The sequence below is a fragment of the Pseudomonas sp. FP1742 genome (assembly GCF_030687145.1).
Lineage (GTDB): Bacteria > Pseudomonadota > Gammaproteobacteria > Pseudomonadales > Pseudomonadaceae > Aquipseudomonas > Aquipseudomonas frederiksbergensis_D.
Genome location: NZ_CP117460.1, coordinates 3,879,782 through 3,905,313 on the forward strand (window position 1 = coordinate 3,879,782; position 25,532 = coordinate 3,905,313).

General features: G+C 61.4%; 20 protein-coding genes and 2 riboswitches. Of the genes, 6 read left to right on the top strand and 14 right to left on the bottom strand.

What is annotated here, in order from left to right:
* Nucleotides 1–117: 117 nt before the first annotated feature.
* The 7 genes from PSH64_RS17145 to PSH64_RS17175 all read right to left on the bottom strand — a co-directional run bounded on the left by PSH64_RS17145 (nt 118) and on the right by PSH64_RS17175 (nt 5,745).
* Entirely contained in the window at nt 118–1,335 is a 1,218-nt protein-coding gene (locus tag PSH64_RS17145) for an amino acid deaminase (RefSeq protein WP_305477912.1), read from the bottom strand.
* A 39-nt stretch (nt 1,336–1,374) separates the two neighbouring features.
* Nucleotides 1,375–2,139 carry an IclR family transcriptional regulator gene (locus PSH64_RS17150; RefSeq protein ID WP_305477913.1) on the bottom strand — a complete coding sequence of 255 codons (765 nt, stop codon included), beginning with the start codon at nt 2,137–2,139 and terminating at the stop codon, nt 1,375–1,377.
* 162 nt (nt 2,140–2,301) lie between these two features.
* Complete coding sequence (locus PSH64_RS17155; RefSeq protein WP_305477914.1) at nt 2,302–2,691, bottom strand: RidA family protein; 390 nt, start codon at nt 2,689–2,691, stop codon at nt 2,302–2,304.
* Nucleotides 2,692–2,721: 30 nt separating this feature from the next.
* Nucleotides 2,722–3,513 carry an amino acid ABC transporter ATP-binding protein gene (locus PSH64_RS17160; RefSeq protein ID WP_105341163.1) on the bottom strand — a complete coding sequence of 264 codons (792 nt, stop codon included), beginning with the start codon at nt 3,511–3,513 and terminating at the stop codon, nt 2,722–2,724.
* A complete protein-coding gene (locus tag PSH64_RS17165; RefSeq protein ID WP_105341165.1) occupies nt 3,510–4,172 on the bottom strand; it encodes an amino acid ABC transporter permease in 663 nt (220 codons plus the stop codon). Before PSH64_RS17165 ends, PSH64_RS17160 begins: the two co-directional genes overlap by 4 nt.
* A gap of 9 nt (nt 4,173–4,181) precedes the next feature.
* The gene (locus PSH64_RS17170; protein WP_105341167.1) at nt 4,182–4,844 is read right to left on the bottom strand and encodes an amino acid ABC transporter permease; all 663 of its coding nucleotides are present in this window, start codon (nt 4,842–4,844) and stop codon (nt 4,182–4,184) included.
* Between the two features lie 52 nt (nt 4,845–4,896).
* The gene (locus tag PSH64_RS17175; protein WP_305477915.1) at nt 4,897–5,745 is read right to left on the bottom strand and encodes a transporter substrate-binding domain-containing protein; all 849 of its coding nucleotides are present in this window, start codon (nt 5,743–5,745) and stop codon (nt 4,897–4,899) included.
* Between the two features lie 342 nt (nt 5,746–6,087).
* Here PSH64_RS17175 and PSH64_RS17180 point away from each other — a divergent pair, with 342 nt between their 5' ends.
* The gene (locus PSH64_RS17180; RefSeq protein WP_305477916.1) at nt 6,088–6,540 is read left to right on the top strand and encodes a co-chaperone YbbN; all 453 of its coding nucleotides are present in this window, start codon (nt 6,088–6,090) and stop codon (nt 6,538–6,540) included.
* Nucleotides 6,541–6,727: 187 nt separating this feature from the next.
* On the opposite strand, the gene PSH64_RS17185 is transcribed toward PSH64_RS17180, so the two are convergent.
* The 5 genes from PSH64_RS17185 to cobW form a co-directional block, all read right to left on the bottom strand.
* Entirely contained in the window at nt 6,728–8,374 is a 1,647-nt protein-coding gene (locus tag PSH64_RS17185) for a phospholipase D-like domain-containing protein (RefSeq protein WP_305477917.1), read from the bottom strand.
* Between the two features lie 76 nt (nt 8,375–8,450).
* Nucleotides 8,451–8,996 carry a VWA domain-containing protein gene (locus PSH64_RS17190; RefSeq protein ID WP_305477918.1) on the bottom strand — a complete coding sequence of 182 codons (546 nt, stop codon included), beginning with the start codon at nt 8,994–8,996 and terminating at the stop codon, nt 8,451–8,453.
* Nucleotides 8,997–9,115: 119 nt separating this feature from the next.
* On the bottom strand, nt 9,116–10,123 hold the full coding sequence (locus PSH64_RS17195; RefSeq protein WP_305477919.1) for an ATP-binding protein: 1,008 nt from the start codon (nt 10,121–10,123) through the stop codon (nt 9,116–9,118).
* Between the two features lie 161 nt (nt 10,124–10,284).
* A complete protein-coding gene (gene cobN / locus PSH64_RS17200; protein WP_305477920.1) occupies nt 10,285–14,208 on the bottom strand; it encodes a cobaltochelatase subunit CobN in 3,924 nt (1,307 codons plus the stop codon).
* A gap of 3 nt (nt 14,209–14,211) precedes the next feature.
* Complete coding sequence (cobW, locus tag PSH64_RS17205; protein ID WP_105341181.1) at nt 14,212–15,273, bottom strand: cobalamin biosynthesis protein CobW; 1,062 nt, start codon at nt 15,271–15,273, stop codon at nt 14,212–14,214.
* Between the two features lie 101 nt (nt 15,274–15,374).
* A riboswitch (cobalamin riboswitch) is annotated at nt 15,375–15,589 on the bottom strand.
* 187 nt (nt 15,590–15,776) lie between these two features.
* Nucleotides 15,777–16,005: riboswitch (cobalamin riboswitch) on the top strand.
* A 120-nt stretch (nt 16,006–16,125) separates the two neighbouring features.
* Here cobW and PSH64_RS17210 point away from each other — a divergent pair.
* From PSH64_RS17210 to cobM, 4 genes are all read left to right on the top strand, one after another.
* On the top strand, nt 16,126–16,317 hold the full coding sequence (locus tag PSH64_RS17210) for a CbtB-domain containing protein (RefSeq protein WP_105341184.1): 192 nt from the start codon (nt 16,126–16,128) through the stop codon (nt 16,315–16,317).
* A gap of 11 nt (nt 16,318–16,328) precedes the next feature.
* Nucleotides 16,329–17,033 (top strand): CbtA family protein, encoded by a 705-nt coding sequence (locus tag PSH64_RS17215; RefSeq protein WP_305477921.1) that lies wholly within the window; start codon nt 16,329–16,331, stop codon nt 17,031–17,033.
* Complete coding sequence (locus tag PSH64_RS17220; protein WP_105341189.1) at nt 17,030–17,443, top strand: cobalamin biosynthesis protein; 414 nt, start codon at nt 17,030–17,032, stop codon at nt 17,441–17,443. Before PSH64_RS17215 ends, PSH64_RS17220 begins: the two co-directional genes overlap by 4 nt.
* A gap of 82 nt (nt 17,444–17,525) precedes the next feature.
* Nucleotides 17,526–18,272: a precorrin-4 C(11)-methyltransferase gene (cobM, locus tag PSH64_RS17225; RefSeq protein WP_105341192.1), complete on the top strand. Its 747-nt coding sequence runs from the start codon at nt 17,526–17,528 to the stop codon at nt 18,270–18,272.
* A gap of 170 nt (nt 18,273–18,442) precedes the next feature.
* Here the strand turns inward: cobM and nfuA are convergent, their stop codons facing one another.
* Complete coding sequence (gene nfuA, locus PSH64_RS17230) at nt 18,443–19,027, bottom strand: Fe-S biogenesis protein NfuA (protein WP_305477922.1); 585 nt, start codon at nt 19,025–19,027, stop codon at nt 18,443–18,445.
* Nucleotides 19,028–19,225: 198 nt separating this feature from the next.
* The gene (locus tag PSH64_RS17235; RefSeq protein ID WP_305477923.1) at nt 19,226–21,511 is read right to left on the bottom strand and encodes a fatty acid cis/trans isomerase; all 2,286 of its coding nucleotides are present in this window, start codon (nt 21,509–21,511) and stop codon (nt 19,226–19,228) included.
* A 155-nt stretch (nt 21,512–21,666) separates the two neighbouring features.
* On the opposite strand from PSH64_RS17235, the gene metH reads away from it, so the two are divergent.
* Nucleotides 21,667–25,377 carry a methionine synthase gene (gene metH / locus PSH64_RS17240; protein WP_305477924.1) on the top strand — a complete coding sequence of 1,237 codons (3,711 nt, stop codon included), beginning with the start codon at nt 21,667–21,669 and terminating at the stop codon, nt 25,375–25,377.
* The last annotated feature ends 155 nt before the right edge of the window (nt 25,378–25,532 follow it).

Genomic DNA, 25,532 nt, shown 5'->3' on the forward strand with positions numbered 1-25,532 from the left:
GTGGTGTCTGGGCGGACGTCTTCGCGAGCAAGCCCGCTCCCACAGGGGTCTTGTGAACACTGAAGATCCAATGTGGGAGCGGGCTTGCTCGCGAAGGACGCGCCTCGGTTCTAAACCTTAAAAACAGGTTTCCATGGTTTCGATGACATTCAGTTGCTCATCCACCAGACACCCGACGCGCCACTTGTCGAACGTCAAACACGGGTGCGAAGTCCCGAACGAAATGATATCCCCCACCCGCAATTCAACCCCCGGCGCCACCGTCATGAAGGCATGCTGGTCCATCACCGCCGTCACCTTGCAGGCACTCACATCATCGCCGATCGCCGGTATCACACCGGCCTTGTAACGCAGCAACGGCACCGGCAAGCCGGCGTCGTAAGCCACGTCGCGCTTGCCCAGGGCGATTACCGCGAAGCCCGGTTCCGGCAACGACTGCACATGCGCCCAGACCTCCAGCGCCGGGCGCAAACCTTCGTGCAGGTCGCTGCGACGGTCGAGCACGCAGCATTGCGCTTCTTTGTAGATGCCATGGTCATGGGCCACGTAACTGCCGGGGCGCAGCACGCTGAGGAATCGGCCGCCGGCATTCTGCGCCTCAAACGACTCGGCGATCAGGTCGTACCAGGCCGAACCCGACGCGGTGATGATCGGCTTGGCAATCGCGAACGCACCACTGTCCTGTAACTGCACCGCCAGACGCACCAGGGAGGCGGCGAACTCGCGGATGCCGCTCACCGCATGATCACCGTGAATCACTCCTTCGTAGCCCTCGATGCCGGTCAGCGCCAACGCCGGTTGAGCCGCGATCGCCTTGGCCAGCGCCAGCACTTCGGCTTCGGTGCGGCAACCGCAACGACCGCCGATCACGCCGTACTCGATCATCACGTTCAGGCGCACGCCCCGCGAGGCGAAATACGCGCCGAGGTCGGCGACGTTATCCGGGTGATCGACCATGCAATAGAACTCGAAGGTCGGGTCTGCCAGCAGATCGGCGATCAGCGCCATGTTCGGCGTGCCGACCAACTGGTTGGCCATCAGCACCCGCCGCACACCATGGGCGTAAGCCGCGCGAGTTTGCGTGGCACTGGCCAGGGTGATGCCCCAGGCACCGGCGTCCAGTTGCCGACGAAACAGCGCCGGGGTCATGCTGGTTTTACCGTGGGGTGCCAGTTCCGCGCCGCTGTGGCTGACAAAGTCCTGCATCCAGCGAATGTTGTGTTCCAGCGCGTCGCGGTGCAGCACCAGCGCCGGCAGGCTGACGTCTCGCACCAGGTTGGCGCCGGTTTGCGCATCGCCCTTTTCCACGGCGGCGGTATTGATGGCAGTAGACATGGTCGATCTCCTCACACACGCGGCCGCAGGCAGCCGCTGTTATTCGTTGATACGCCGGGCGAGGCTGTTGGCGCTGTCGATCAGCACCCGGCGATAGTCGTTGTAATTGTTCTTCGCATCGGCCCGTGGGGCGACGATGCACAGGGTTGCGATGGCGACGCCGTTCGGGTCTTTGACCGGGGCGGCGAAGCAATGGGTAAAGGTGTCGGCGACGCTGTCGAAGGAAAAGAATCCGTCGATGGCGGCCTGACGGATTTCCTCAAGAAACTGCTCCAGTGGCAGGCGTTCGCCGTCGGGCAGAATGAAGTCGTCGGGGTCGATCAAATCGACGATCTCCTGATCGCTCAGGTGCGCCAGCAGCAGACGCCCGGAAGCGGTCCACGGAATCGGCGCGTTCTCGCCGATGTCCGAAGAAATGCGAAAATGCCGCTCCCCCTCTTTCATCAACGCCACGGTGTATTTGCGCCCGTTGAGCAGGCACATCTGCGCGGTTTCGCGGGTCTGGCTGACGATCTCCTGCAAGGCATGATCGGCCTCGCGGGTCAGGTCGAAATGGCGCAAATGCGCCTGCCCGAGGAAGTACAGTTGACGGCCCAGGTAAACGTGACCGTCCTTGCCCACGGACTCGAGGATGCGCCGCTCCAACAAGGACGCGACCAGTTCGTAGACCGTGGATTTCGGGCTGCCAATGCCGCTGGCGATTTCGTTCGGGCGCAGGGGCTGGCCGATTTCCTTGAGGAAGTCGAGGATGTCGAACGCCCGGTCCAGACCGCGAGCCCGGCGTTTGATGGTGTCTTCGGTCATTTCAGTGGTCCCATTCAAAGTGCCGGGAGTTTACCCAGAGTGCGGTGGCGACCGTTAGGCCGCCTTCGCGGGCAAGCCCGCTCCCACAGACTCCATGTGCTGCCACAGATTGCAGGCACACCATCAATCCCTGTGGGAGCGTGGCTTGCCCGCGATGGCGGTTCAGGCCTTCTTCTTGTAGGCAATGCAGTCAATCTCGACCTTGCAATCGACCATCATGCTCGCCTGCACGCAAGCCCGGGCCGGGGCGTGTTCGCTTTTGAAGTACTCGGAAAACACCTTGTTGAAACTCCAGAAATCCCGTGGATCTTCCAGCCACACGCCCGTGCGCACCACGTCTTCGAGCCCGTAACCGGCCTCTTCCAGAATCGCGATCAGGTTTTTCATGGTCTGGTGAGTCTGCTCGACAATCCCACCCACGATGATTTCACCATCCACCGCCGGCACTTGGCCGGACACGTGCAGCCAGCCATCGGCTTCGACGGCGCGGGCAAAAGGACGGGGCTGGCCGCCACCGGCGGTGCTGCCGGTGCCGTAACGAGTAATGCTCATGGATGTTTCTCCTGATTAAAAAATGAAGGCTTAAAAGCGGGTGCTCTTGAGAAATTCCGCCAGTCGCGGCGACTGCGGGCGCTCGAACAGTTCCTTGGGCGGCCCCTGCTCTTCGATCCGCCCCTGATTCATGAACACGATCTTGTCCGAGACCTCAAAGGCAAAGCGCATTTCGTGGGTCACCAGCAACATGGTCATGCCATCCTCGGCCAGGCCCTTGATCACGCTCAACACTTCGCCCACCAGCTCCGGGTCGAGGGCCGAGGTGACTTCGTCGAACAGCATCAAACTCGGGTTCATCGCAATCGCCCGGGCAATCGCCACGCGCTGTTGCTGACCGCCGGACAACTGACCGGGGTAATGATCGCGGCGCTCCAGCAGGCCAACCCGCTCCAGCCATTTTTCCGCCAGCGCTACCGCCTCGTCCTTGTGCAACTTTTTTACCTTGAGCAAACCGAGGGTGACGTTCTGCAACGCAGTGAGGTGCGGGAACAGATTGAATTGCTGGAAGGCCATGCCGGTCATGGCGCGATGGCGGGCGATGACTTTTTCCGGGTGGCGCACGCGCTTGCCGTTGATCTCGTCATAGCCGATGGATTCACCGTCGAGCAGAATCTGCCCGCCCTGGAACTCTTCGAGCATGTTCACGCAGCGCAGCAGCGTGGTCTTGCCCGAGCCGCTGGAGCCGATCAGCGTGACCACGTTGCCGCGCTGCATGGTCAGGTCGACACCCTTGAGCACTTCGAGCGGGCCGTATTGTTTGTGCAGGCCGCGAATCTCCAGCAGCGCCTGGTTCTGGGTCGAAACTTGAGCTTGTGTCATGGCAAGGCCACCCGCTTTTCAATGTGCCGGCCGAGTAATTCGATGGCGTAGTTGATGACGAAAAACAGCAATCCGGCGAACAGGTAAAACTCCAGGGTCATGAAGGTCCGGGCGATGATCTGTTGAGTGCTGAGCAGCAGCTCGGCAACGCCGATCACCGACAACAAGGTCGACGCCTTGACGATTTCAGTGGATGAGTTGACCCAGGTCGGCAAGATCTGCCGCAACGCCTGGGGCAACAACACATAACCCAGCGCCTGGTAAAACGTCAGGCCGATGGCCTTGCTCGCTTCCATCTGACCGCTGGGCAGCGCTTGCAACGCACCGCGCACGATCTCGGCGACATGGGAACCGCAGAACAGCGTCAGCCCCAACGTACCGGCCTGAAATGCACTGATCTGCCAGCCCAATGCCGGCGCCATATAGAAACAGGCCAGCACCAGCACGAACACCGGCGTGCCGCGAATGACGTCGACGTAAAACCGGAACGGCGCGCGCATCCAGAACGTGCCGTAGGTGAGCACCAGACCGGCGACGATGCCGACCAGCGTGCCCAGCAAAATCGCCAGGGCCGAACACTGCACACTGGTCAGAAAACCCTGCCACAGGACGTCCCGGGCCACCCATAACTCATGCAACCAACTGGGGGATTCGTACATGGGGGCCTCCTATCGGCGAATCGCCAGACGCTGCTCGAGGTAACGCAGCATCATGGCAATGAGGTAACAGGCCGCAACATAGAGCGCTGTGGTCACCAGCCAGGTTTCAATCACCCGGTAGCTCTCGACATTGATCTTGCGCGCGTAATAGGTCAGCTCCGGCACGGCAATCGCCGCCGCCAGCGAGGTGTCCTTGAACAGCGAAATGAAGTTGTTCGACAGCGCCGGCAGCACATTGCGCAGCATCACCGGCACGGTGATGTACGCCTTGACCTGCCACTCGCCCAAGCCGATGGCCAACCCGGCTTCACGTAGCCCCTTGGGAATGCTCAACAGCCCGCCACGAAACACTTCGGTCAGGTACGCCCCGGCATACAGCGACAGGGTGATGATGAACGAGGGGATCTTGTCCAGGCGAATGCCCAGGCTCGGCAAGGCGAAGTAGATCAACAGAATCAACACCAGAATCGGCGTATTACGGATCACCGTCACATACACCGACGCCAGCACCCGCAATGCGCGATGCTTCGACAGCAAAGCAAATGCCATCAGCAGGCCGATCACGCAGCCGATGGCGATCGACACCAGCGCCAGCTCAAGGCCCAGGCCGAGCCCCGCCAGCAAGGTGTCGAAGTCGCGCCACACGGCGGCAAAATTCAACTGATAGTTCATGGTCAGCAGTACCTTGAGCGGGGCGATTTATCACCGCCCCGCTCTCACGGGATCATTTGAATTCGACTGGGAAACCGATTGCAGGTGTAGGCAGGTCCACACCGAACCACTGCTTGAACGACGCCGCGTAAGTCGGGAACTCAACGCCGGTCATGCCTTCATGCAGCACGGTGTTGACGAAGTTCAGCCAGTCCTGATCGCCGCGTTTGACCGCACAGGCGTAGGTCTGCGGGCTCCAGGCGTAGGTCGGGCTGCGATAACGGCCAGGGTTCTGCACCATCAGGTATTTCACCGACGACTGATCGGTGGCCGCCGCGTCGGCCCGGCCGGAGTTCACTGCCTGATACATCAGATCCACGCTGTCGTACTGATCGACCTTGGCCTTGGGCAGCGCCTGATGCACCAGCTCTTCGGCGTACACGTTCTGCAGCACCGCCACGGTCACGCCGTCGCCGGCAGCTTTCAGATCGTCGATTTCCTTGTACTTGCTGTTGGCCGGCAGCAACAAGCCGACACCTTCGCGGTAGTACGGCAGGGTGAACGCCACCTGTTGGGCGCGGCTGGCAGTCACAGTGATGAACTGGCAACTCATGTCGACCTTGTCGGTCAGCAGATTCGGAATCCGCGCATCGGACGACTGCACCACGAATTCGACCTTGCTCGGGTCGTTGAACAACCCTTTGGCCACCATCCGCGCGATATCGATATCAAATCCCTGCAACTTGCCGTCCGCTCCCTGGAAGTGCCACGGGGCATTGGTACTGCCCGTGCCCACGATCAATTTCCCACGGGCCAGCACGCTGTCGAGCTTGCTGTCTGCCGCTTGAGCGACACCCACGGCAGCGGCCGAAGCCGCGAACAGGAAAACACACGCTTTAAACAAGGAAGGTCGGCGATGCATGGCAAGCACTCCAGGGTGATGTTTATTCCGCTATACCGGAACTTGGTATGTAACAACGGAATAGACAGCAGAAAGTGTGCCACAGGTTATGGGCGGAATCTCGGGGGAATTGAAAAGTGTTTTGAATCAGTTGGATGCGCGTTAGCGCGAGGAAGGCGTTACGAAACGCACAAATGAGAGAACGCTACCGAGGGACACAACGCTCGAGTACTTGCACCACATCTGAAGCCGTAGCGATTCAAAATGAAGCAGAGCCCCACCTGTAATTTCTGACAGTAGACCCACCTGCCCACCTCCTTTAACGTCAACAGGCCTTCGATTGTCTTTGAAAAGGAGATTTCAATGAGCTCGATGACCATCCACCCGACCATGGCTGCGGCCTACCGCAAGGCGCTCAAGACCTGGCGCCCGGTGATCCTGTATTTCGGCAGCCAACACTGTCCTGCCTGCAAAACGGCCGAGCCGATTTTTCGTCAGGTTGCAGAGCCATATCGGCATCACGCACAAATCTACATGCTCAACACCGGCGAATCGCCCAGGCATCCGGATGTCACCGGCATACCCACTGTGCTGTTTTACAAGGAAGGAAAGTTGCTGAAGAAGCTCAAAGGGATTGGCACTCGAGAATCCCTGGAAGAAAATTTCAAAAAGCACATCGGCAAGCTAAGGCCCAAACAACAGATTGCCCGCAAACCCCGCCACGACTTGCCGTGGTTGCAGAAAACCTTCAGCACTTTATGCACTGCGCCTCGGGCACGGGAGCTGTTGAATGTGCGTTTCATGAGTAATGTTTAAGTCGTCTGGGCGATCGCCTTCGCGAGCAAGCCCGCTCCCACAGCTGACCGAGTTGTCCGGATAGACACGGTCTAAATGTGGGAGCGGGCTTGCTCGCGAAGATGGCGGCACAATCAATATCGATGGCGCCTGACACACCGCTTTCGCGAGCAGCCCGCCCCCACAGGTTCCGTTCCTCGCCAGCGGCTCATCGGCCGGCGAAGCGCACCCGCGACAGCATGCGCAGATCGCCCTGGAGGTAATAGTCATCAGTCCAGCTGTCATCCGGAGCCAACGGCCGCACCTGCTTGAGTTGCAGTTTCTTTGCGAAGTAGCGGAACCGGTAGTGTTCGTAGAAGCGCAGCAGTTCCAGCCCGTAACGATCGGCCAGGTCGGTGTCGCCACGGATGATCAGGTAGTTCTCGTCATTGCCGTTGCTGGCCGCGTCACTGAGATTGTGGCTGCCGCTGATGATGGTCGGTGAATCGCTGGTGAAGTCGACGACGATGGCTTTGGTGTGCACCAGCAGGTTGCCCTTCTGGCCTTTCATGTTTTCCTTGAGCCAACCCTCCAGGCCGGTGTTGAGCAGCGCGGTGGCGGCAAATTCGGCGGTGCGGTCGGCGTGGAAACCGGTGATGCTGCTGACCGTATTTTGCAGGCCGTAACGCAAGATGTCGTCGTGAGGCTGGCCGAGCAGCGCGTTGAGTATTACGTCCGGCAAGGTGAATGCGGTAACAAACAGCAGGTCTTTTTTGGCGGCGTTGATGATCTCGACGAACTCATGCAAGTCGCCCTCGCCCGAGCGCGGTGAAAAGCCGGCGAACAGTGGCTGGTCAGGCTGCATCGGATTGTGTTTCGTGAGCCAGTCCCGCGTGGCGCCGACGTCCGCCGGTGTGGCCCAGACCTGCTCGAAGGTTTGCAGGTAACTGGCGCCGATCCGGGCGTCGTCCAGCACATGCACGACGTTGGCCTGACGGTAAACGCCATTGGCGGTGAAGTTGGTGCTGCCGCAGAGTACCGCTTCGGGCTGATGCTGCCCCGCCGCATCGAGCCGGCTCAGGACCATGAACTTGTTGTGAAAGATGTTGTGGGTGACCCGCCCGCGCTTGTTCGCCGCCGGGATTTTTTCCAGGCTGGCTTCGTTCAGCGCCGTGGTGTCTTCGCCGGGCTCGCCGTGGTACAGGACCCGAACCTTTACGCCGCGCTCGAAGGCGGCGTTCACCGCATCGACGATCACTTGCAACTGATATTCATAGATCGCGATGTCCAGCGCCCACTCGCCGTCCCTGGCACGTTCAATGAACCCCAGCAAGCGGCTGAGCAGACCGTTTTCCAGCCATTGCCGCGGCGCGTCCGGCCATTCTTCGATGGGCATTTTCTTGTTGACGCTGAGCAGCGCATCGAGGTCGGCGAACTTGCGCTGAAACGCCTGACTGGCAGCCACTGCCCGATTGAAAATCACGTTCTGGCCCGTGGGCAGGCCATTGTCCGTGGTGACCGTCACTTCCAGAAATTCACCCAGTTGCGGCGCATCGGCGGTGCCGTAGGCCAGGTGAACCCGATAATGGATCGTCACACCCGGATTGACCGCGTAATCGGCCCAGCGAAATTTCTGCAACGGCGCGGCATCGCTGGGGGTGGCGTGAAACTGGGGGAACGTATGCTCCTTGCCGGGAAAGGTCAGGCTGTTGAACAGAAACAGCCAGGGTTTGCTGCCTTGCTGTTTTTCGATGGAGAACCCCAGCAGGCCTTTGCGGCGGGGTTCGGCCAGGTCGATGGCCAGCAGCACACCGTTGGTGCCGGCGTAGGCTTTGACGCGGAAATCGTCCTGATCGTTGCGGGCTAGAACACGCATGGGTCACTCCTGTGATGGGTTTGCTTACAGAGCATAGGGCAGCGATGCGATGGGGCCAGCACTGCCAGCACACAACTCAACCTGAAATCAGCTCATCGATATGTCGATAATCAACCTGTAACTGCGCTGCCAACACCTTTGCCCGCCCGAGCCGAATCGGCCCGCGCTCGATGTCGATCAACAACCCCGGACAATCCAGCGCCGGCAACGCCGACCATTCCTTCAACCGTCCATCCGTCACCAGCAACAGCCGCTGCTGTTCTGCAGGGAAACGCTTTTGCCGTACCGCCAACCAGCGCCCCGCTTCACTCAACGCCGCCAGCATCGGCGTTCCGCCACCGGCTCCGAGCCCCTCGAGCCAGTCGCGCAAGCCCGCAGAGGCTTTCAAGCCTTGCACCTGCCACTTCGGCAGGTGACCGCTGGCGGTCAACAACGCCAGGCGTGCACGCTGGCGATAGGCATCGTCGAACAGTTGCGCCAGCAAGCCCTTGGCATCGCTCAACGCCTGATGGCGCCGGGTCGAGGCCGAGGCATCGACGATCACCAGCCACAGCTCGTGGGGGGTGCGGGTACGCAGATGGAACAATAGGTCATCGCGTTGACGCGGCTGACCATTGAGCAAGGTACCGGGCCAGTTGACCGAACCGCTACGGGCGGCGTGGCGCTTGCCCTGTTTGCCGTGATCCAGCCGTCCTGCGCGGGGTCTGGCATTCGCCCCCGCGTCTGATCGAGGGCGAATGCCTAGGGCTTTTTTGGCCAGCTCGGCACTTCACGTCGAGCGCCGACCGGCAGCGCCTGGGCAGGCATTTCGCCCCACTGGCCCTGACCTTCGTTCGGGTTGGGGGTTGGCGCGGGGGATTGCTGTGGCGCTTGGGAGTGTTGCGGCGCAGAGGTCGAATGCTCGCGACGACGATGACGCAAGGCAAATTCGGCGACCGCGTCGATATCTTCTTCGCCAATGGCGTTCGCACCGCGCCAGGCCGCATGTGCCCGCGCCGCACGCAGCCAGACCAGGTCGGCCCGCAAGCCGTCGACGCCGGCAGCAAAGCAGCGCTCGGTGATCTGCGCCAGTGCGGCATCGTCGAGCGGGATACTCGCCAGGGCCGCACGCGCCTTCTGGCAACGCTCGCGCAGGGCGTGTTGCTGACTTTCCCACTCGGCGCAGAAGCCTTGCGGATCGCTGTCGAAATCCAGTCGACGACGGATGATCTGGCCGCGCTCGGCGGGTGCGGTATGGCCACTGAGGGCGACGTTCAGGCCAAAGCGGTCGAGCAGTTGCGGACGCAGTTCGCCCTCTTCCGGGTTCATGGTGCCGATCAGCACAAACTTCGCCGAATGCCGATGGGAAATCCCGTCGCGCTCGATCAGGTTGGTGCCGCTGGCGGCCACGTCGAGCAGCAGATCCACGAGGTGATCGGGCAGCAAGTTCACTTCATCGACGTAGAGCACGCCGCCGTCGGCCTTGGCCAATACACCCGGAGAAAACTGTGCGCGCCCTTCGCTCAAGGCCGCGTCGAGATCGAGGGTGCCGACCAGCCGTTCTTCGGTGGCGCCCAGGGGCAAGGTGACGAATTGACCACTGGCCAGCAGGTCCGCCAGGCCTCGGGCCAGGGTCGACTTGGCCATGCCGCGCGGGCCTTCGATCAGCACGCCACCGATTTTCGGGTCGATGGCGGTCAGGTACAGCGCGAGCTTCAAGTCATCGGCGCCGACCACGGCGGAGAGTGGGAAATGGGGGATGTCGGTCATGTTCAAATCTCAGTCATGGTCGGTGATTCTTCAGCAAATATCACAGGCACCTTCATCCCTGTGGGAGCGGGCTTGCTCGCGAAGAGGGAGTGTCAGTCAAGATTTATGTCGCCTGACACACGGCTTTCGCGAGCAAGCCCGCTCCCACAGGTTTAAGCGCACTAGCTGTCTTCTTCGATGTCCAGCAACAAATTCTCCAGCGCCTCGCGATACTCACCCGGCTCCTGCCACATTCCCCGCTGCTGTGCTTCGAGCAGGCGTTCGGTCATGTCGCGCAAAGCGTGGGGATTGTGTTCGCGGACAAACTCCCGGGTCGCCGGATCGAGCAGATAGGCATCCGCCAGCAACGCATACTGGTGATCGTCGATCAACTGCGTGGTGGCGTCGAACGCAAACAGGTTATCGACCGTCGCCGCCAGTTCGAACGCGCCTTTATAGCCGTGACGCTTGACCCCGTCGATCCATTTCGGATTGGCCGCCCGGGAACGGATCACCCGGTTCAGCTCTTCCTTCAAGGTGCGGATCTTCGGCAAATCCGGCTGACTGTGGTCGCCGTGGTAACTCGCTGCGGCTGCGCCGCTGAGGCTCTCGACGGCCGCCAGCATGCCGCCCTGGAACTGGTAATAGTCGTTGGAATCGAGCAAGTCATGCTCGCGGTTGTCCTGGTTTTGCAGCACTGCCTGCACCTGGCTCAGACGCTGGGCGAATTGTTCACGGGCGGCGCTGCCTTCATCGGAGCCGCCGTAAGCGTAGCCGCCCCAGTTCAGGTAAACCTCGGCCAGGTCTTCGCGGCTCTGCCACAAACGACCGTCGATGGCGCCCTGCACGCCGGCACCGTAAGTACCCGGCTTGGCCCCGAAGATCCGCCAGCCGGCCTGCCGCCGGGCCGCGTCTTCATCGAGACCGGACTCCAGCAGCGCTTCTCGCTCGGAGCGAACCTTGGCGGCCAGCGGGTTGAGATCGTCCGGCTCATCCAGCGCGGCGACCGCTTGCACGGCGGCGTCGAACAGCCGGATCAGGTTGGCAAAGGCATCGCGGAAGAATCCGGAGACGCGCAAGGTCACGTCCACCCGCGGCCGGTCCAGCAGGCTCAACGGCAGAATCTCGAAGTCGTCGACCCGCTGACTGCCCGTCGCCCACACCGGCCGCACGCCCATCAGCGCCATCGCCTGGGCAATGTCGTCGCCACCGGTGCGCATGGTCGCGGTGCCCCACACCGACAGGCCAAGCTGACGCAAGTGATCGCCGTGATCCTGCAAGTGCCGCTCAAGAATCAGGTTGGCGGATTGAAAGCCGATGCGCCACGCCGTGGTGGTCGGCAGGTTGCGCACGTCCACGGAATAGAAATTGCGCCCGGTGGGCAACACGTCCAGCCGTCCGCGACTGGGTGCGCCGCTCGGCCCGGCCGGGACGAATCGACCGCTGAGGGCGTCCAGCAGGCCGCGCATTTCCGCCGGGCCGCAGGCGTCCAGGCGCGGAGCGACGACCTCGCGCAAACTGTCGATGATCGCGCTCACGTCGGACCAGCCAGCCTTTTGTGGGAGCGGGCCTTTGTGGCGAGGGGGCTCGCCCCCGTTGGACTGCGCAGCAGTCCCATTTTTTGGGGCCGCTTCGCGACCCAACGGGGGCAAGCCCCCTCGCCACAAGGGTTCGCTCCCACAGGGTTCAGGCTCGGCTTGAGGATGGTTCAGTTGCTCGACATCGGTATTCAAGGCTTGCTCGATCAACTGCGCGGCGAACAGTTCCAGACGCTCACGGGTATCCCCCGCCGTGCGCCACAGCTCATCACTGACCGCCTGCAAGGCATCCGGCCGAGGACCGTTCCAAGGATCAGCCAACACGCAATCCAGTGGATCGAAGCCCAATTCGAACGCCTTGGCCAGCGCCCGCAGCACACTCGATTGCGCCCCACGCCCGTCACCACGGGGAATGCGCAGCAAGGCCAACAGGGTGTCGATGCGCAATCGCCCGACTGGCGACTCGCCAAACACATGCAGGCCATCGCGGATCTGCGACTCCTTCAAGTCGCACAGGTACGTATCCAGACGCGGCAACCAGATCGCCGCGTCGGCATCGCTGTCGAGCTTCTCGTCCAGTTGCAGTTCTCGGTCGATGTGCGTATCGCGCACCAGTTGCAGAATGTCGCGCTGCAGTTCCCGGGCGCGGCGCGGATCGAGCAACTGCGCTTCGTAATATTCATCGGCCAACAACTCCAGGTTGCGCAATGGGCCATAGGTTTCGGCGCGGGTCAGCGGTGGCATCAGGTGATCGATGATCACCGCTTGCGTACGGCGCTTGGCCTGGGCGCCCTCGCCCGGGTCGTTGACGATGAACGGATAGATGTTCGGCAGCGGTCCGAGCAATGCATCCGGCCAGCAGTTTTCCGACAGCCCGACACCCTTGCCCGGCAGCCATTCGAGGTTGCCGTGCTTGCCGACGTGGATCACGCCGTGGGCGCCGTAGGTGTTGCGCAACCAGAAGTAGAACGCCAGATAACCGTGGGGCGGCACCAGGTCCGGGTCGTGATAGACCGCGCTCGGGTCAACCTGATAACCCCGGGCCGGTTGAATGCCGACGAAGGTCAGGCCGAAGCGCAACCCGGCAATCATCATTCGCCCGCCACGGAACATCGGATCGTTTTCAGGCGAGCCCCAACGTTGCAGCACCGCCTCGCGATTGGCTTCGGGCAGCGCGTTGAACATCAAAAAGTAATCGTCCAGCGCCAGGCTTTGGTGACACGGGCGTTGATCGAGAGTGTCCAGGTCATTGCTGACGCCACCGAGCAGTTGCTGGATCAGCGCGGTGCCACTGTCCGGCAACTCGGCCGGTAGCGGATAACCTTCGGCGTACAGGGCACGGAGGATATTCAGCGCGGCGGCCGGGGTGTCGAGACCGACGCCATTGCCGATGCGCCCATCACGGGTCGGGTAGTTGGCGAGGATCAGGGCGATGCGTTTTTCGCCGTTGGGCACTCGCGCCAGATCAATCCAGCGCCGCGCCAGCTCAGCGACAAAATCCATGCGCTCGGGTTGCGGTCGATAACAAACCACATCGGACTGACTGCGCTCGCTGCGCCAGGCCAGGTCCTTGAAACTGATCGGTCGGCTGATGATTCGCCCGTCCAGTTCCGGCAGAGCGATATGCATCGCCAGATCGCGAGGACCGAGGCCCTGCTCGCTTGCCAGCCAACCGGGTTCGTTGTCCTGGGCACAGATGGCCTGGATCACCGGGATGTTGCGACGAAACGGCCGCAGGTGCGGCGCTTCGGGGCTGGACTGGGCGAAACCGGTGGTGTTGAGAATCACCCCCGCCTCGACTTCATCCAGCAAGTCCTCGACCACCATCAGGCAGCCGGATTCTTTCAGACTGGCCACAGCAATCGGCAACGGGTTGAGCCCCGCCGCCTGCAAACGCTGGCAGAAAACATCGATGAAACCGGTGTTCGCCGCCTGCAAGTGCGAGCGGTAAAACAACACCGCCGCCACCGGTTGACCGGTTTGCCAATCGGCTTGCCAATCCTGAAGGTGCGCGGGGCTTTTTTGCGGGTGGTAGATCGCGGTGCGCGGCAGGGTTTGTGGCTCGGCCCAGGCGTAATCGCGACCCAGCCAGCGATTGGCCAGACAGCGGAAAAAATCCAGGGCATTGCCCATGCCGCCCTGGCGCAAAAACTGCCAGAGCCGGTCGCGGTCTTCGGGAAGCACCGTACTCAAGTCGCTGAGTTCCGGGTCCGGGCGATCATCGCCCGGTACCAGAATCAGCTGTACACCGCGCTGGGACAATTCCACCAGACGCTCGATGCCATAACGCCAATAGGCGATGCCGCCGTGCAGCGAGATCAGAATCACCTTGGCGTGACGCAGCACCTCGTCGACATACAGATCGACCGAGGCGTGATTCTGCACCTGCATCGGGTTGGCCAGGCGCAGGCTCGGGTAATCGTCGGGCAACTGCTGCGCCGCTTCGGCGAGCAACGCCAGGCTGGAATCGCCGCTGCACAGGATCACCAGCTCGGCGGGGGTTTGTCCAAGGTCGGCAATGTTGTCATCCGACACGAATCCGCCGGGCTGGGTCCTGAGCAGGTGCATGGTTTAAACGCTGAGCGCAGCGCGCAATTGCGCTTCGAGCGCAGCGGCGTCCAGATCCTGACCGATCAACACCAGACGGGTGTTGCGCGCCTCTTCGGCGCCCCACTGGCGGTCGAAGTGTTTGTCGAACCGCGTGCCCACGCCCTGAATCAACAGGCGCATCGGTTTGTTCGGCACCGCCGCAAAACCTTTGACCCGCAGGATGCCGTGCTGAACCACCAATTGAGTCAGCGCATCCATCAGCAGGCTTTCGTCGGCTTGTGGCAGCTCAATGGAGATGGAATCGAATGCATCGTGGTCATGATCGTCTTCACCTTCATGGTGATGATCGTGATGACTGTGGCGGCTGTCGATGTGTTCTTCGGAACCGGCGCCGAGGCCAATCAGCACGTCCAGTGGCAGGCGACCGCTGCTGGCCTCGATGACTTTTACCGCCGGCGGCAGCTCTTCGGCGACTTCCAGGCGCACGCGGGCCAGGTCCGTGGCGCTGATCAGGTCAGCCTTGTTGAGGATTACCAGGTCGGCGCTGGCCAGTTGGTCGGCGAACAGCTCGTGCAGCGGCGATTCGTGGTCCAGGTTCGGGTCGAGTTTGCGCTGGGCGTCCACTTGATCCGGGAACGCGGCGAAAGTGCCGGCGGCCACGGCCGGGCTGTCGACCACGGTGATCACCGCGTCAACGGTGCAGGCACTGCGGATTTCCGGCCACTGGAAGGCTTGAACCAAAGGCTTTGGCAGGGCCAGGCCCGAGGTTTCGATGAGAATGTGGTCGAGGTCGCCGCGACGCGCGACGAGTTCGCGCATCACCGGGAAGAACTCTTCCTGAACGGTGCAGCACAGGCAGCCGTTGGCCAGTTCATAGACACGACCGCTGGCCTCTTCTTCGGTGCAGCCGATGGAGCACTGCTTGAGGATCTCGCCATCGATGCCCAGCTCGCCGAACTCGTTGACGATCACCGCGATGCGACGGCCCTGGGCGTTGTCGAGCATGTGCCGCAGCAAGGTGGTTTTGCCCGAGCCGAGGAAGCCGGTAACGATGGTGACGGGGAGTTTGGCCAGTGTTTTCATCGGATGCCCTTTGGCAAGGTGGCGGGCATACGGGACGACGACCGGCAACGCGGGGGCGCGTGCCTGAAGAGTTCGCCACCGGATCACCCCGCCCGGTTGAAAGTGAGAATCTGTGTCGAGGCAGGTCTCCTGGCTGACGGTGTGCCAATCGTTGGACTGGCGTTTGCTGCGCCTTCCCGCGAGCCTGATGGATCAGGGTTTGCAGTGGCGTGGCAGCGAACATCACCGTTCACAGTTGCGGGGGCAGCCGCGGCATCGACCGCGTTCCCTTCTTAGCTTCGGCAAACGCCGAAGAACCTCGAAAGCGCAAGGCTACGCATCGTGTGGGGGCGGGTCAATGTCCACCTGAGTTCTCTGGCGCCTGAGACGACGCCTTCGTGAGCAAGCCCGCTCCCACATTTGAAATGCGTTCCCCTGTGGGAGCGGGCTTGCTCGCGAAAGGAGCGACTCGGTATCCAAGTGAGAACCCTTGCCAATTGACGCCCAACCCTCGCCCATGCTCTCCTACACGCCTTGTTACGGGTGCCTTTCACAGGGTGAAACGGGAAACCGGTGAATCATGTGCTTTACTCTAAAGCCATGTCAGTCCGGTGCTGCCCCCGCAACGGTAAGCGAGTGAAGCGTCAGATCCACTGTGCCGGTCATCCGGCATGGGAAGGTGATGCTTGCAGGTTTCGGCACAAGCCCTGCCCCTCGCGAGCCCGGAGACCGGCCCGCAACAGCAAGTGAGTTTTACCTTCACTGAATAACAAACCCGCGGTGGGCGGGCGCTGTTCGAAATTTCTGCGTGCCCCGGCGTGCGGAGGTTCTCATGCGCTCTATTCACCCGCTGACAGACCAGAGGGAAGCGCCATGTCGATCATCAGCACTACCGGCCACGCCACAGCCAGCACCACCACAACCCTGACTCAACGCCTGACCGCCGCCGTGTGTGCGTCGATCCTTGGCGCCAGCCTTGTGTATTTCGCCGGTTTCTCGCACATCGCAGCGGTACACAACGCCGCGCACGACACCCGTCACAGCTCCGCGTTTCCGTGCCATTGAGACCTGTTGACATGATCAAGCGTATTGCGCAAACCGCAGGTTTCACCGGGCTGCTGGCCGCGCTGCTATTGACCCTGCTGCAAAGCTTCTGGGTCGCCCCGCTGATTCTGCAGGCCGAGACCTACGAAAAATCCGAGCCGGCCGTTGTTGAAGTTCACGAACACGCCGCAGGTGCTGCGGCTCATACCCACGATGCCGAAGCCTGGGAGCCGGAAGACGGCTGGCAGCGCGTGCTGTCCACTACCGGCGGCAACCTGGTGGTGGCTGTCGGTTTCGCCCTGATGCTTGCGGGTCTCTACACTCTGCGCGCACCGACCAGAACCTCTCAGGGCCTGCTCTGGGGCCTGGCCGGTTATGCGACGTTCGTACTGGCTCCGACTCTCGGCCTGCCGCCTGAGCTGCCGGGCACTGCCGCGGCTGATCTGGCGCAACGGCAAATCTGGTGGATAGGCACTGCCGCGTCCACGGCCGTCGGCATCGCGTTGATCGTGTTCAGCCGTCACTGGCTGATGAAAGCGCTCGGCGTGGCGATCCTGGCCGTGCCGCATGTGATTGGCGCACCACAACCGCAAGTCCATTCGATGCTGGCTCCGGAAGCTCTGGAAACGCAATTCAAGATCGCTTCGCAGCTGACCAACGTGGCGTTCTGGCTGGCCCTGGGCCTGATCAGCGCCTGGTTGTTCCGCCGCAAAAGCGATGGACATTACAGCGCATGACTGAAAACGGCACAGCGCCGACCCTGGTGGTCGGCCTGGGCTGCCAGCGCGGCTGCCCCGTCAGCACGCTGCGGGCGCTGCTCGATCAGGCGTTACAGGCCCATCAAATCGAGCTTCGTGAGATCAAGGCCCTGGCCAGCATCGACCTGAAGCGCGAAGAGCCTGCCCTGATCGAACTGGCCGAACAGCTGGCATTGCCGTTGATGTATTTCAGCAGCGAACAATTGGCCGGTTATGAACCGCAACTCAGCCACCACTCGGACATCGCGTTCGAGCGCACCGGCTGTTACGGCATAGCGGAAAGTGCCGCGCTGGCACTGGCCGAACAATTGGCCCAGGCACCGGCAAAGTTGCTGATTCCACGACAAAAATACGCCCAGGCCACCCTGGCATTGGCCAGCGCCGCGTAAAATCCCCGATAATCCCCACCTTCGATCATGAGCATTCTTCATCTGAAGTGTGCCCAGGCCCTTTTTCTGACAGGAAACGACGATGACCGTCTATTTCATTGGCGCCGGCCCCGGCGACCCGGAACTGATCACCGTCAAAGGCCAGCGGCTGATTCGTAGCTGCCCGGTCATCATCTATGCCGGCTCCCTGGTCCCCGCCGCCGTGCTGGAAGGCCACCGGGCCGAACAGGTGGTCAACAGCGCCGAACTGCACCTGGAACAGATCGTCGAGCTGATCAAGACCGCCCATGCCAATGGCCAGGACGTGGCCCGGGTGCACTCCGGCGATCCAAGCCTGTATGGCGCGATTGGCGAGCAGATTCGCTACCTGCGTGAGCTCGACATTCCTTTCGAAATCATCCCCGGTGTCACCGCCACTGCCGCCTGCGCGGCCCTGTTGGGTGCTGAACTGACCCTGCCGGACGTGTCACAGAGCGTGATTCTGACCCGCTACGCCGACAAGACCGCGATGCCCGCCGGTGAAGAGCTGGGCAGCCTGGCGCAACACGGGGCGACCATGGCGATCCACTTGGGGGTCAATCATTTGGAGAAGATCCTTGCCGAATTGCTGCCGCATTACGGCGCCGATTGCCCGATCGCGGTGATTCACCGGGCGACCTGGCCGGATCAGGATTGGGTGGTGGGGACGCTTGCGGACATTGCGCAGAAGGTTCAAGCCAAGGGCTTTCGCCGCACGGCGCTGATTTTGGTGGGTCGGGTGCTGGGCAGCGATCACTTCAGCGAGTCGTCGCTGTATCGCGCGGGGCATGCGCATTTGTATCGCCCATAGGGCCCCTTCGCGAGCAAGCCCGCTCCCACAGGGGATTGTCGCTGGACACAAAATCTGTTTCAGCCGCAGATCCAATGTGGGAGCGGGCTTGCTCGCGAAGGCGTCAGTGAATTTCACCCATAAAAAACGGCACTCACGGGTGCCGTTTTTTCGTTTCTGCAGCGAACACCTTAGTAGTAGGCGTTTTCTTTCTGCGTGTGGTCGGTCACGTCACGAACACCCTTGAGCTCGGGAATGCGCTCGAGCAAGGTGCGTTCGATGCCTTCCTTCAGGGTGACGTCTGCCTGGCCGCAGCCCTGGCAACCGCCGCCGAACTTCAGCACGGCAATACCGTCTTCGACCACATCGATCAGGCTGACCTGACCGCCGTGGCTGGCCAGCCCCGGGTTGATTTCGGTTTGCAGGTAATAGTTGATGCGCTCGTTGACCGGGCTGTCGGCGTTGACCATCGGGACTTTGGCGTTTGGCGCCTTGATGGTCAGCTGGCCGCCCATGCGGTCGGTGGCGTAGTCGACAACCGCATCGTCCAGAAACGCTTCGCTGAACGAGTCGATGTAAGCGGTGAAGCTCTTGAGCCCCAGCGACGTGTCTTCAGGTTTTTCTTCGCCCGGCTTGCAGTAGGCAATGCAGGTTTCGGCGTACTGGGTGCCAGGCTGGGTGATGAAGACGCGGATGCCGATACCCGGGGTGTTCTGCTTGGACAGCAGATCAGCCAAATAATCGTGGGCGGCGTCGGTAATGGTAATAGCGGTCATGGAAACTCCTCGCAGGCTTGGACGCAGTTTACGCCAATCGACGCGCCGCACAAAGTCCTAGTATTTTTGTCGGGAAAGCGCAACAGATCCAATGTGGGAGCGGGCTTGCTCGCGAAGGCGGCGGCACAGTCAATATTGATATTGCCTGATACACCGCTTTCGCGAGCAAGCCCGCTCCCACACTGGATTGCAGGCATTTTAGAGATTCTCGTAGCGATTCATGTCCAGCACGCCCTCTTCCACCGGGTCGGTGTCGTGAATGTAGCGGCTCAGGTCATGGAAATACTGCCAGAACTGCGGATGACTGCGGCGAATGCCCCAGCGTTCGACGATTTTCTCGAAGCTGGCAGCGTCCTTGGCGCTTTCCATTTCGTTGACGAACGCAGGCACTTGCCCGGCCGGGATGTTGAACATGAAGTTCGGGTAACTGCTGAGCACACCCGGATAAATGGTCAACGTGTCCAGCCCCGGCTGATAGCGCAGCGACTCCCCGAGCAGGAACGCCACGTTGCTGTGGGCCCGGTTGCGCAGCAGGCTGTAGACCTCGCGCGTGCCGCTTGGGGTCTCGATGCGCAACATCGTGGCTTCCGGCAATTGATCGATGACCTTCAAACCGGCGGCCGGGCGCGAAGTCAGGCGGCTCAGGGCCTGCTCGGCGTTCTGCAGCGCCGGATCGATGTTCGGCCGCGAGCAGTAAGCGCCGTCGCAGCGGTTGATCGGATCGGGCCTGGCGTTGAGTTCGCCGTAACGGGACAGCAACTGCAAGGCGAAATCGCGTTTCGGGTCGTTTTCATCCAGCGTCAGGGCTGTCGGTTTGTCATTGTCGATGTATTCGTAGTCCAGCCACATCTTGAACTTGCCGCTGTTCTGGTACCAATCGTCAAGGTAGCCGTCCCGTGAGCTGGCCGGCATCAGGCGCAGGAAGTTCTGCTCGGCGCCGTTGCGGATCAGGTCGAAGTACAGCCGGGTCTGGGCCTGATGGGACACGTTGCCGAACACATCGAAGTTGACCGCCAACTGGTAATACGTGCGTTCCAGCAACGGGTAATCGAACAGCCAAATGGTTTGCGGAACATCACCGATCAGGCCTTTGTTCACCGAGGCGCTGTCGAAATGCCGGAAAATACTCAGCAGCGCATTGTCATTGCCGGCCCATAGGGTCGACCAGCTCGGCGCCGGCAAGTCAGCATAGCTGTCCCGGCGCAGGGCTTCGTATTCGTTGCGTTTGTTGCGGTAGTCGTGCCACAGGCTCAGGACACTGCCGACGTCATCGTTCTGCCCCGGCATCGCCAGCAACGGCGTGGCCTGGCCGCGATATTTCGGGTCGGTGATGTAAAGGTCATGCTCCGGGGCCTGGAACAGTGCCCAGAAATTGTCGCGAATCACGTCGGTGGCGATCTGGCCCCGGCAGACCGGGCCGCGAATAAAGGTACGCACGAAGTATTCGGCGTTATCGAGCATGAACTGGTAACGCGCCTGGGCCGGGATCGCTTCGAACGTGGCAAACGGATTGGCCCGCCGCTCCGGCCCGTAGCCCGGTAACGCGTTGACCTGCCAGTTACCGTTGTAAAACAGGCTCTTGATCCGCGCCATCTTCGCCGCGCTCAGCGGGTAGGTGATGTGGGTCTTGTGCACGATCACGCCTTGCACCGGCCACAGACGGTAATAGACCTGAGTGCCTGGATCGTCATTCGGACGGCGCGTATTGATCAAATCGATGGGCTGGCCCGTCGGCGTGCGCGAACGTACCCACTGAAAGAAATGCCCCGGCTCGCCGTCCTTGAAATAGATATGGGCCAAGAACCAGTGCTCGAACAGCCAGCGCCCGACCAGGCTCTCCCGGGCACCCGGCGCATTGAGCAGGTTTTCCCACTGCACCACTTGCAAGGCTTCCCTGGCGCTGGGCACCAGGCCCTGCTGGTCGATCGGCGCGCCGGAGGCCAGCCAGCGTTGCAGCGTCTGGTATTGCTGATCGGTCAGGCCGGTGACCGCCAGCGGCATGCCCTCTTTCGGATGAGAGCTGGCGTAATCGCTGAACTCCGCCGGCATGGCGCACTGGTTTTCCCGGTTCAGGCCCAGGACGATCTCTTCCGGCAATTTGGCGTTGGGTTGTAACGGCGTTCTATGGCCTAGTTCAAGCATCCGCGCCATCAGCGCCGCCTGACTGCCTTGGGCGTCGAGCACCGAATAGAAGCCCTTTTGCTGCCAGGCACGCTTGCCGAAGGCGTCATAAAACAACCGGGTCGGCGCGGCTGCCTTGCTGCGTTCGCCGTCATAGACTGGCGCCTTCGTTGCGCCTCGGGCCGCCCCTTCGCCGCTGCCCAGGTTGAGCTGACAGGCGGAGTCGTAGCAGGCATGGCAGGCCACGCACTTTTCGGTGAAGATCGGTTGAATGTCGCGAACGTAGGAGATGTCCGGACCTTGCGCAGCGGCGCCCCCACTTAAAAACAGTATCAATAGGCTGGTGACGACGCGATACGACATATCCCTGGTCCTGATCATGAGAAAACGCCGCGATTCTACCGGTCTGGCCTGCGCACCAACATGAACGATATTCATGCAAAACCGGCATATGCTCCAAAAGCACACAGGTTTGTTATTATCCCGGCCCTTCGTCATGGCCTTACCGAGTAGTCCAAATGTCCGATCGCAGCGTTCGCCTTCAAGCTCTCAAGCACGCCCTCAAAGAGCGCATCCTGATTCTCGACGGCGGCATGGGGACAATGATCCAGAGCTACAAGCTCGAGGAACAGGATTACCGTGGCAAACGCTTTGCCGACTGGCCGAGCGATGTCAAAGGCAATAACGACCTGTTGGTGCTGACCCGCCCAGACGTGATTGGTGGCATCGAGAAAGCCTACCTGGATGCCGGCGCCGACATTCTGGAAACCAACACCTTCAACGCCACCCGGATTTCCATGGCCGATTACGGCATGGAAGAACTGGCCTACGAACTGAACGTAGAAGGCGCACGCCTGGCCCGCAAGATTGCCGATGCGAAAACCCTCGAGAACCCGGACAAGCCGCGCTTCGTCGCCGGCGTGCTCGGCCCGACCAGCCGTACCTGCTCGCTGTCGCCTGACGTGAACAACCCCGGCTACCGCAACGTGACCTTCGATGAACTGGTGGAAAACTACACCGAGGCCACCAAAGGCCTGATCGAAGGCGGTGCCGACCTGATCCTGATCGAAACCATTTTCGACACCCTGAACGCCAAAGCCGCGATCTTCGCCGTGCAAGGGGTTTACGAAGAATTGGGTGTCGAACTGCCGATCATGATTTCCGGCACCATCACCGACGCTTCCGGTCGCACCCTCTCCGGCCAGACCACCGAAGCGTTCTGGAACTCCGTGGCCCATGCCAAGCCGATTTCCGTCGGCCTGAACTGCGCCCTCGGCGCCCGCGAACTGCGCCCGTACCTGGAAGAGCTGTCGAACAAGGCCAGCACCCACGTGTCGGCGCACCCGAACGCCGGCCTGCCGAACGAATTCGGCGAGTACGACGAACTGCCGGCGGAAACTGCCAAGGTTATCGAAGAATTCGCCCAAAGCGGCTTTCTGAACATCGTCGGCGGCTGCTGCGGCACCACGCCGGGCCACATCGAAGCCATCGCCAAAGCGGTAGCCGGTTACGCCCCGCGTGAAATCCCGGACATTCCCAAGGCCTGCCGCCTGTCGGGCCTGGAACCGTTCACCATCGATCGCAGCTCGCTGTTCGTCAACGTCGGTGAGCGGACCAACATTACCGGTTCCGCCAAATTCGCCCGCCTGATCCGTGAAGACAACTACACCGAGGCCCTGGAAGTCGCGCTGCAACAGGTCGAAGCCGGCGCTCAGGTGATCGACATCAACATGGACGAAGGGATGCTCGATTCGAAGAAGGCCATGGTGACCTTCCTCAATCTGATTGCCGGTGAACCGGACATCTCCCGCGTGCCGATCATGATCGACTCCTCCAAGTGGGAAGTGATCGAAGCCGGCCTCAAGTGCATTCAGGGCAAGGGCATCGTCAACTCCATCAGCATGAAGGAAGGTGTCGAGCAGTTCATTCATCACGCCAAACTGTGCAAACGCTACGGCGCCGCGGTGGTGGTGATGGCCTTCGATGAAGCCGGCCAGGCCGACACCGAAGCGCGCAAGAAGGAAATCTGCAAACGCTCCTACGACATTCTGGTCAACGAAGTCGGCTTCCCGCCGGAAGACATCATCTTCGACCCGAACATCTTCGCCGTCGCCACCGGCATCGAAGAACACAACAACTACGCTGTGGACTTCATCAACGCCTGCGCCTACATCCGCGACGAACTGCCCTACGCCCTGACCTCCGGCGGTGTGTCCAACGTGTCGTTCTCGTTCCGTGGCAACAACCCGGTGCGCGAGGCAATCCACTCGGTGTTCCTGCTGTATGCGATCCGCAACGGCCTGACCATGGGTATCGTCAACGCCGGCCAACTGGAGATCTACGACCAGATCCCGGTGGAACTGCGTGACGCCGTCGAAGACGTGATCCTCAACCGCACCCCGGACGGCACCGACGCCCTCCTCGCCATAGCCGACAAGTACAAGGGCGATGGCAGCGTCAAGGAAGCCGAGACCGAAGAGTGGCGCGGCTGGGACGTCAACAAGCGTCTGGAGCATGCGCTGGTCAAGGGCATTACCACCCACATCGTGGAAGACACCGAAGAATCGCGCCTGTCGTTCGCCCGCCCGATCGAAGTCATCGAAGGCCCGTTGATGGCCGGCATGAATATCGTCGGCGACCTGTTCGGCGCCGGCAAAATGTTCTTGCCGCAAGTGGTGAAGTCCGCCCGCGTGATGAAGCAGGCCGTGGCTCACTTGATTCCGTTCATCGAACTGGAAAAAGGCGACAAGCCGGAAGCCAAGGGCAAGATCCTCATGGCCACGGTCAAGGGCGACGTGCACGACATCGGCAAGAACATCGTCGGCGTAGTGCTGGGCTGTAACGGCTATGACATCGTCGACCTCGGCGTGATGGTGCCGGCGGAGAAGATCCTGCAAGTCGCCAAAGACGAGAAGTGCGACATCATCGGCCTGTCCGGCCTGATCACGCCTTCACTGGACGAAATGGTTCACGTGGCCCGCGAGATGCAGCGTCAGGACTTCTATCTGCCGCTGATGATCGGTGGCGCGACCACCTCCAAGGCGCACACGGCGGTGAAGATCGAGCCCAAGTACAGCAACGATGCGGTGATCTACGTCACCGACGCCTCCCGCGCCGTGGGCGTGGCGACGCAGTTGTTGTCCAAGGAACTGAAGGCCGGCTTCGTCGAGAAGACCCGTCTGGAATACATCGACGTTCGCGAGCGCACCGCCAACCGCAGCGCCCGCACCGAGCGCCTGAGCTACCCGGCGGCCATCGCCAAGAAGCCGCAGTTCGACTGGGGCAGCTACGAACCGGTCAAGCCGACGTTCACCGGCGCCAAGGTGCTGGACAACATCGACCTGAAGGTTTTGGCCGAATACATCGACTGGACACCGTTCTTCATCTCCTGGGACCTGGCCGGCAAGTTCCCGCGCATCCTGCAGGATGAAGTGGTCGGTGAAGCCGCCACCGCGTTGTACGCCGACGCCCAGGAAATGCTTGCCAAGTTGATCGACGAGAAGCTGATCAGCGCCCGTGCGGTGTTCGGTTTCTGGCCGGCCAACCAGGTGCGCGACGATGACATCGAAGTCTACGGCGATGACGGCAAGCCATTGGCCAAGCTGCATCACTTGCGCCAGCAGATCATCAAGACCGACGGCAAGCCGAACTTCTCCCTCGCCGACTTCGTCGCGCCGAAGGACAGCGGCGTGACCGACTACGTGGGTGGTTTCATCACCACCGCCGGGATCGGCGCCGAAGAAGTGGCCAAGGCTTATCAGGATGCGGGCGACGACTACAACTCGATCATGGTCAAGGCCTTGGCCGACCGTCTGGCCGAGGCGTGCGCCGAGTGGCTGCACCAGCAGGTGCGTAAAGAATACTGGGGTTACGCCAAGGATGAGACGCTGGACAACGAGGCGCTGATCAAAGAGCAATACACCGGCATCCGCCCGGCTCCCGGTTACCCGGCGTGCCCGGATCACACCGAGAAAGCCACGCTGTTCAAGTTGCTGGACCCGGAAGCGGAAGAACTCAAGGCCGGCCGCAGCGGTGTGTTCCTCACCGAGCACTACGCCATGTTCCCGGCGGCGGCAGTCAGCGGCTGGTACTTCGCTCACCCGCAGGCGCAGTATTTCGCCGTGGGCAAGATCGACAAGGATCAGGTGCAGAGCTACACCTCGCGCAAAGGCCAGGAGTTGAGCGTGACCGAGCGCTGGCTGGCGCCTAACCTGGGTTACGACAACTAACCCTGCCCTGTTGGCCACAATTTCCGTGGCCAACAAAGACTCTCTGTGGGAGCGGGCTTGCTCGCGAAAGCGGACTGACAGTCAACGTTGATATCGACTGTTATGACCTCTTCGCGAGCAAGGCCGCTCCCACATTTGATTTGTGCATACCGTAG

Excerpts from the sequence above, each read along its gene's own strand:
- PSH64_RS17145 (WP_305477912.1), bottom strand. The coding sequence starts at position 1,335 with ATGTCTACTGCCATCAATACCGCCGCCGTGGAAAAGGGCGATGCGCAA.
- PSH64_RS17150 (WP_305477913.1), bottom strand. The coding sequence starts at position 2,139 with ATGACCGAAGACACCATCAAACGCCGGGCTCGCGGTCTGGACCGGGCG.
- PSH64_RS17155 (WP_305477914.1), bottom strand. The coding sequence starts at position 2,691 with ATGAGCATTACTCGTTACGGCACCGGCAGCACCGCCGGTGGCGGCCAG.
- PSH64_RS17160 (WP_105341163.1), bottom strand. The coding sequence starts at position 3,513 with ATGACACAAGCTCAAGTTTCGACCCAGAACCAGGCGCTGCTGGAGATT.
- PSH64_RS17165 (WP_105341165.1), bottom strand. The coding sequence starts at position 4,172 with ATGTACGAATCCCCCAGTTGGTTGCATGAGTTATGGGTGGCCCGGGAC.
- PSH64_RS17170 (WP_105341167.1), bottom strand. The coding sequence starts at position 4,844 with ATGAACTATCAGTTGAATTTTGCCGCCGTGTGGCGCGACTTCGACACC.
- PSH64_RS17175 (WP_305477915.1), bottom strand. The coding sequence starts at position 5,745 with ATGCATCGCCGACCTTCCTTGTTTAAAGCGTGTGTTTTCCTGTTCGCG.
- PSH64_RS17180 (WP_305477916.1), top strand. The coding sequence starts at position 6,088 with ATGAGCTCGATGACCATCCACCCGACCATGGCTGCGGCCTACCGCAAG.
- PSH64_RS17185 (WP_305477917.1), bottom strand. The coding sequence starts at position 8,374 with ATGCGTGTTCTAGCCCGCAACGATCAGGACGATTTCCGCGTCAAAGCC.
- PSH64_RS17195 (WP_305477919.1), bottom strand. The coding sequence starts at position 10,123 with ATGACCGACATCCCCCATTTCCCACTCTCCGCCGTGGTCGGCGCCGAT.
- cobN (WP_305477920.1), bottom strand. The coding sequence starts at position 14,208 with ATGCACCTGCTCAGGACCCAGCCCGGCGGATTCGTGTCGGATGACAAC.
- cobW (WP_105341181.1), bottom strand. The coding sequence starts at position 15,273 with ATGAAAACACTGGCCAAACTCCCCGTCACCATCGTTACCGGCTTCCTC.
- PSH64_RS17210 (WP_105341184.1), top strand. The coding sequence starts at position 16,126 with ATGTCGATCATCAGCACTACCGGCCACGCCACAGCCAGCACCACCACA.
- PSH64_RS17215 (WP_305477921.1), top strand. The coding sequence starts at position 16,329 with ATGATCAAGCGTATTGCGCAAACCGCAGGTTTCACCGGGCTGCTGGCC.
- PSH64_RS17220 (WP_105341189.1), top strand. The coding sequence starts at position 17,030 with ATGACTGAAAACGGCACAGCGCCGACCCTGGTGGTCGGCCTGGGCTGC.
- cobM (WP_105341192.1), top strand. The coding sequence starts at position 17,526 with ATGACCGTCTATTTCATTGGCGCCGGCCCCGGCGACCCGGAACTGATC.
- nfuA (WP_305477922.1), bottom strand. The coding sequence starts at position 19,027 with ATGACCGCTATTACCATTACCGACGCCGCCCACGATTATTTGGCTGAT.
- PSH64_RS17235 (WP_305477923.1), bottom strand. The coding sequence starts at position 21,511 with ATGTCGTATCGCGTCGTCACCAGCCTATTGATACTGTTTTTAAGTGGG.
- metH (WP_305477924.1), top strand. The coding sequence starts at position 21,667 with ATGTCCGATCGCAGCGTTCGCCTTCAAGCTCTCAAGCACGCCCTCAAA.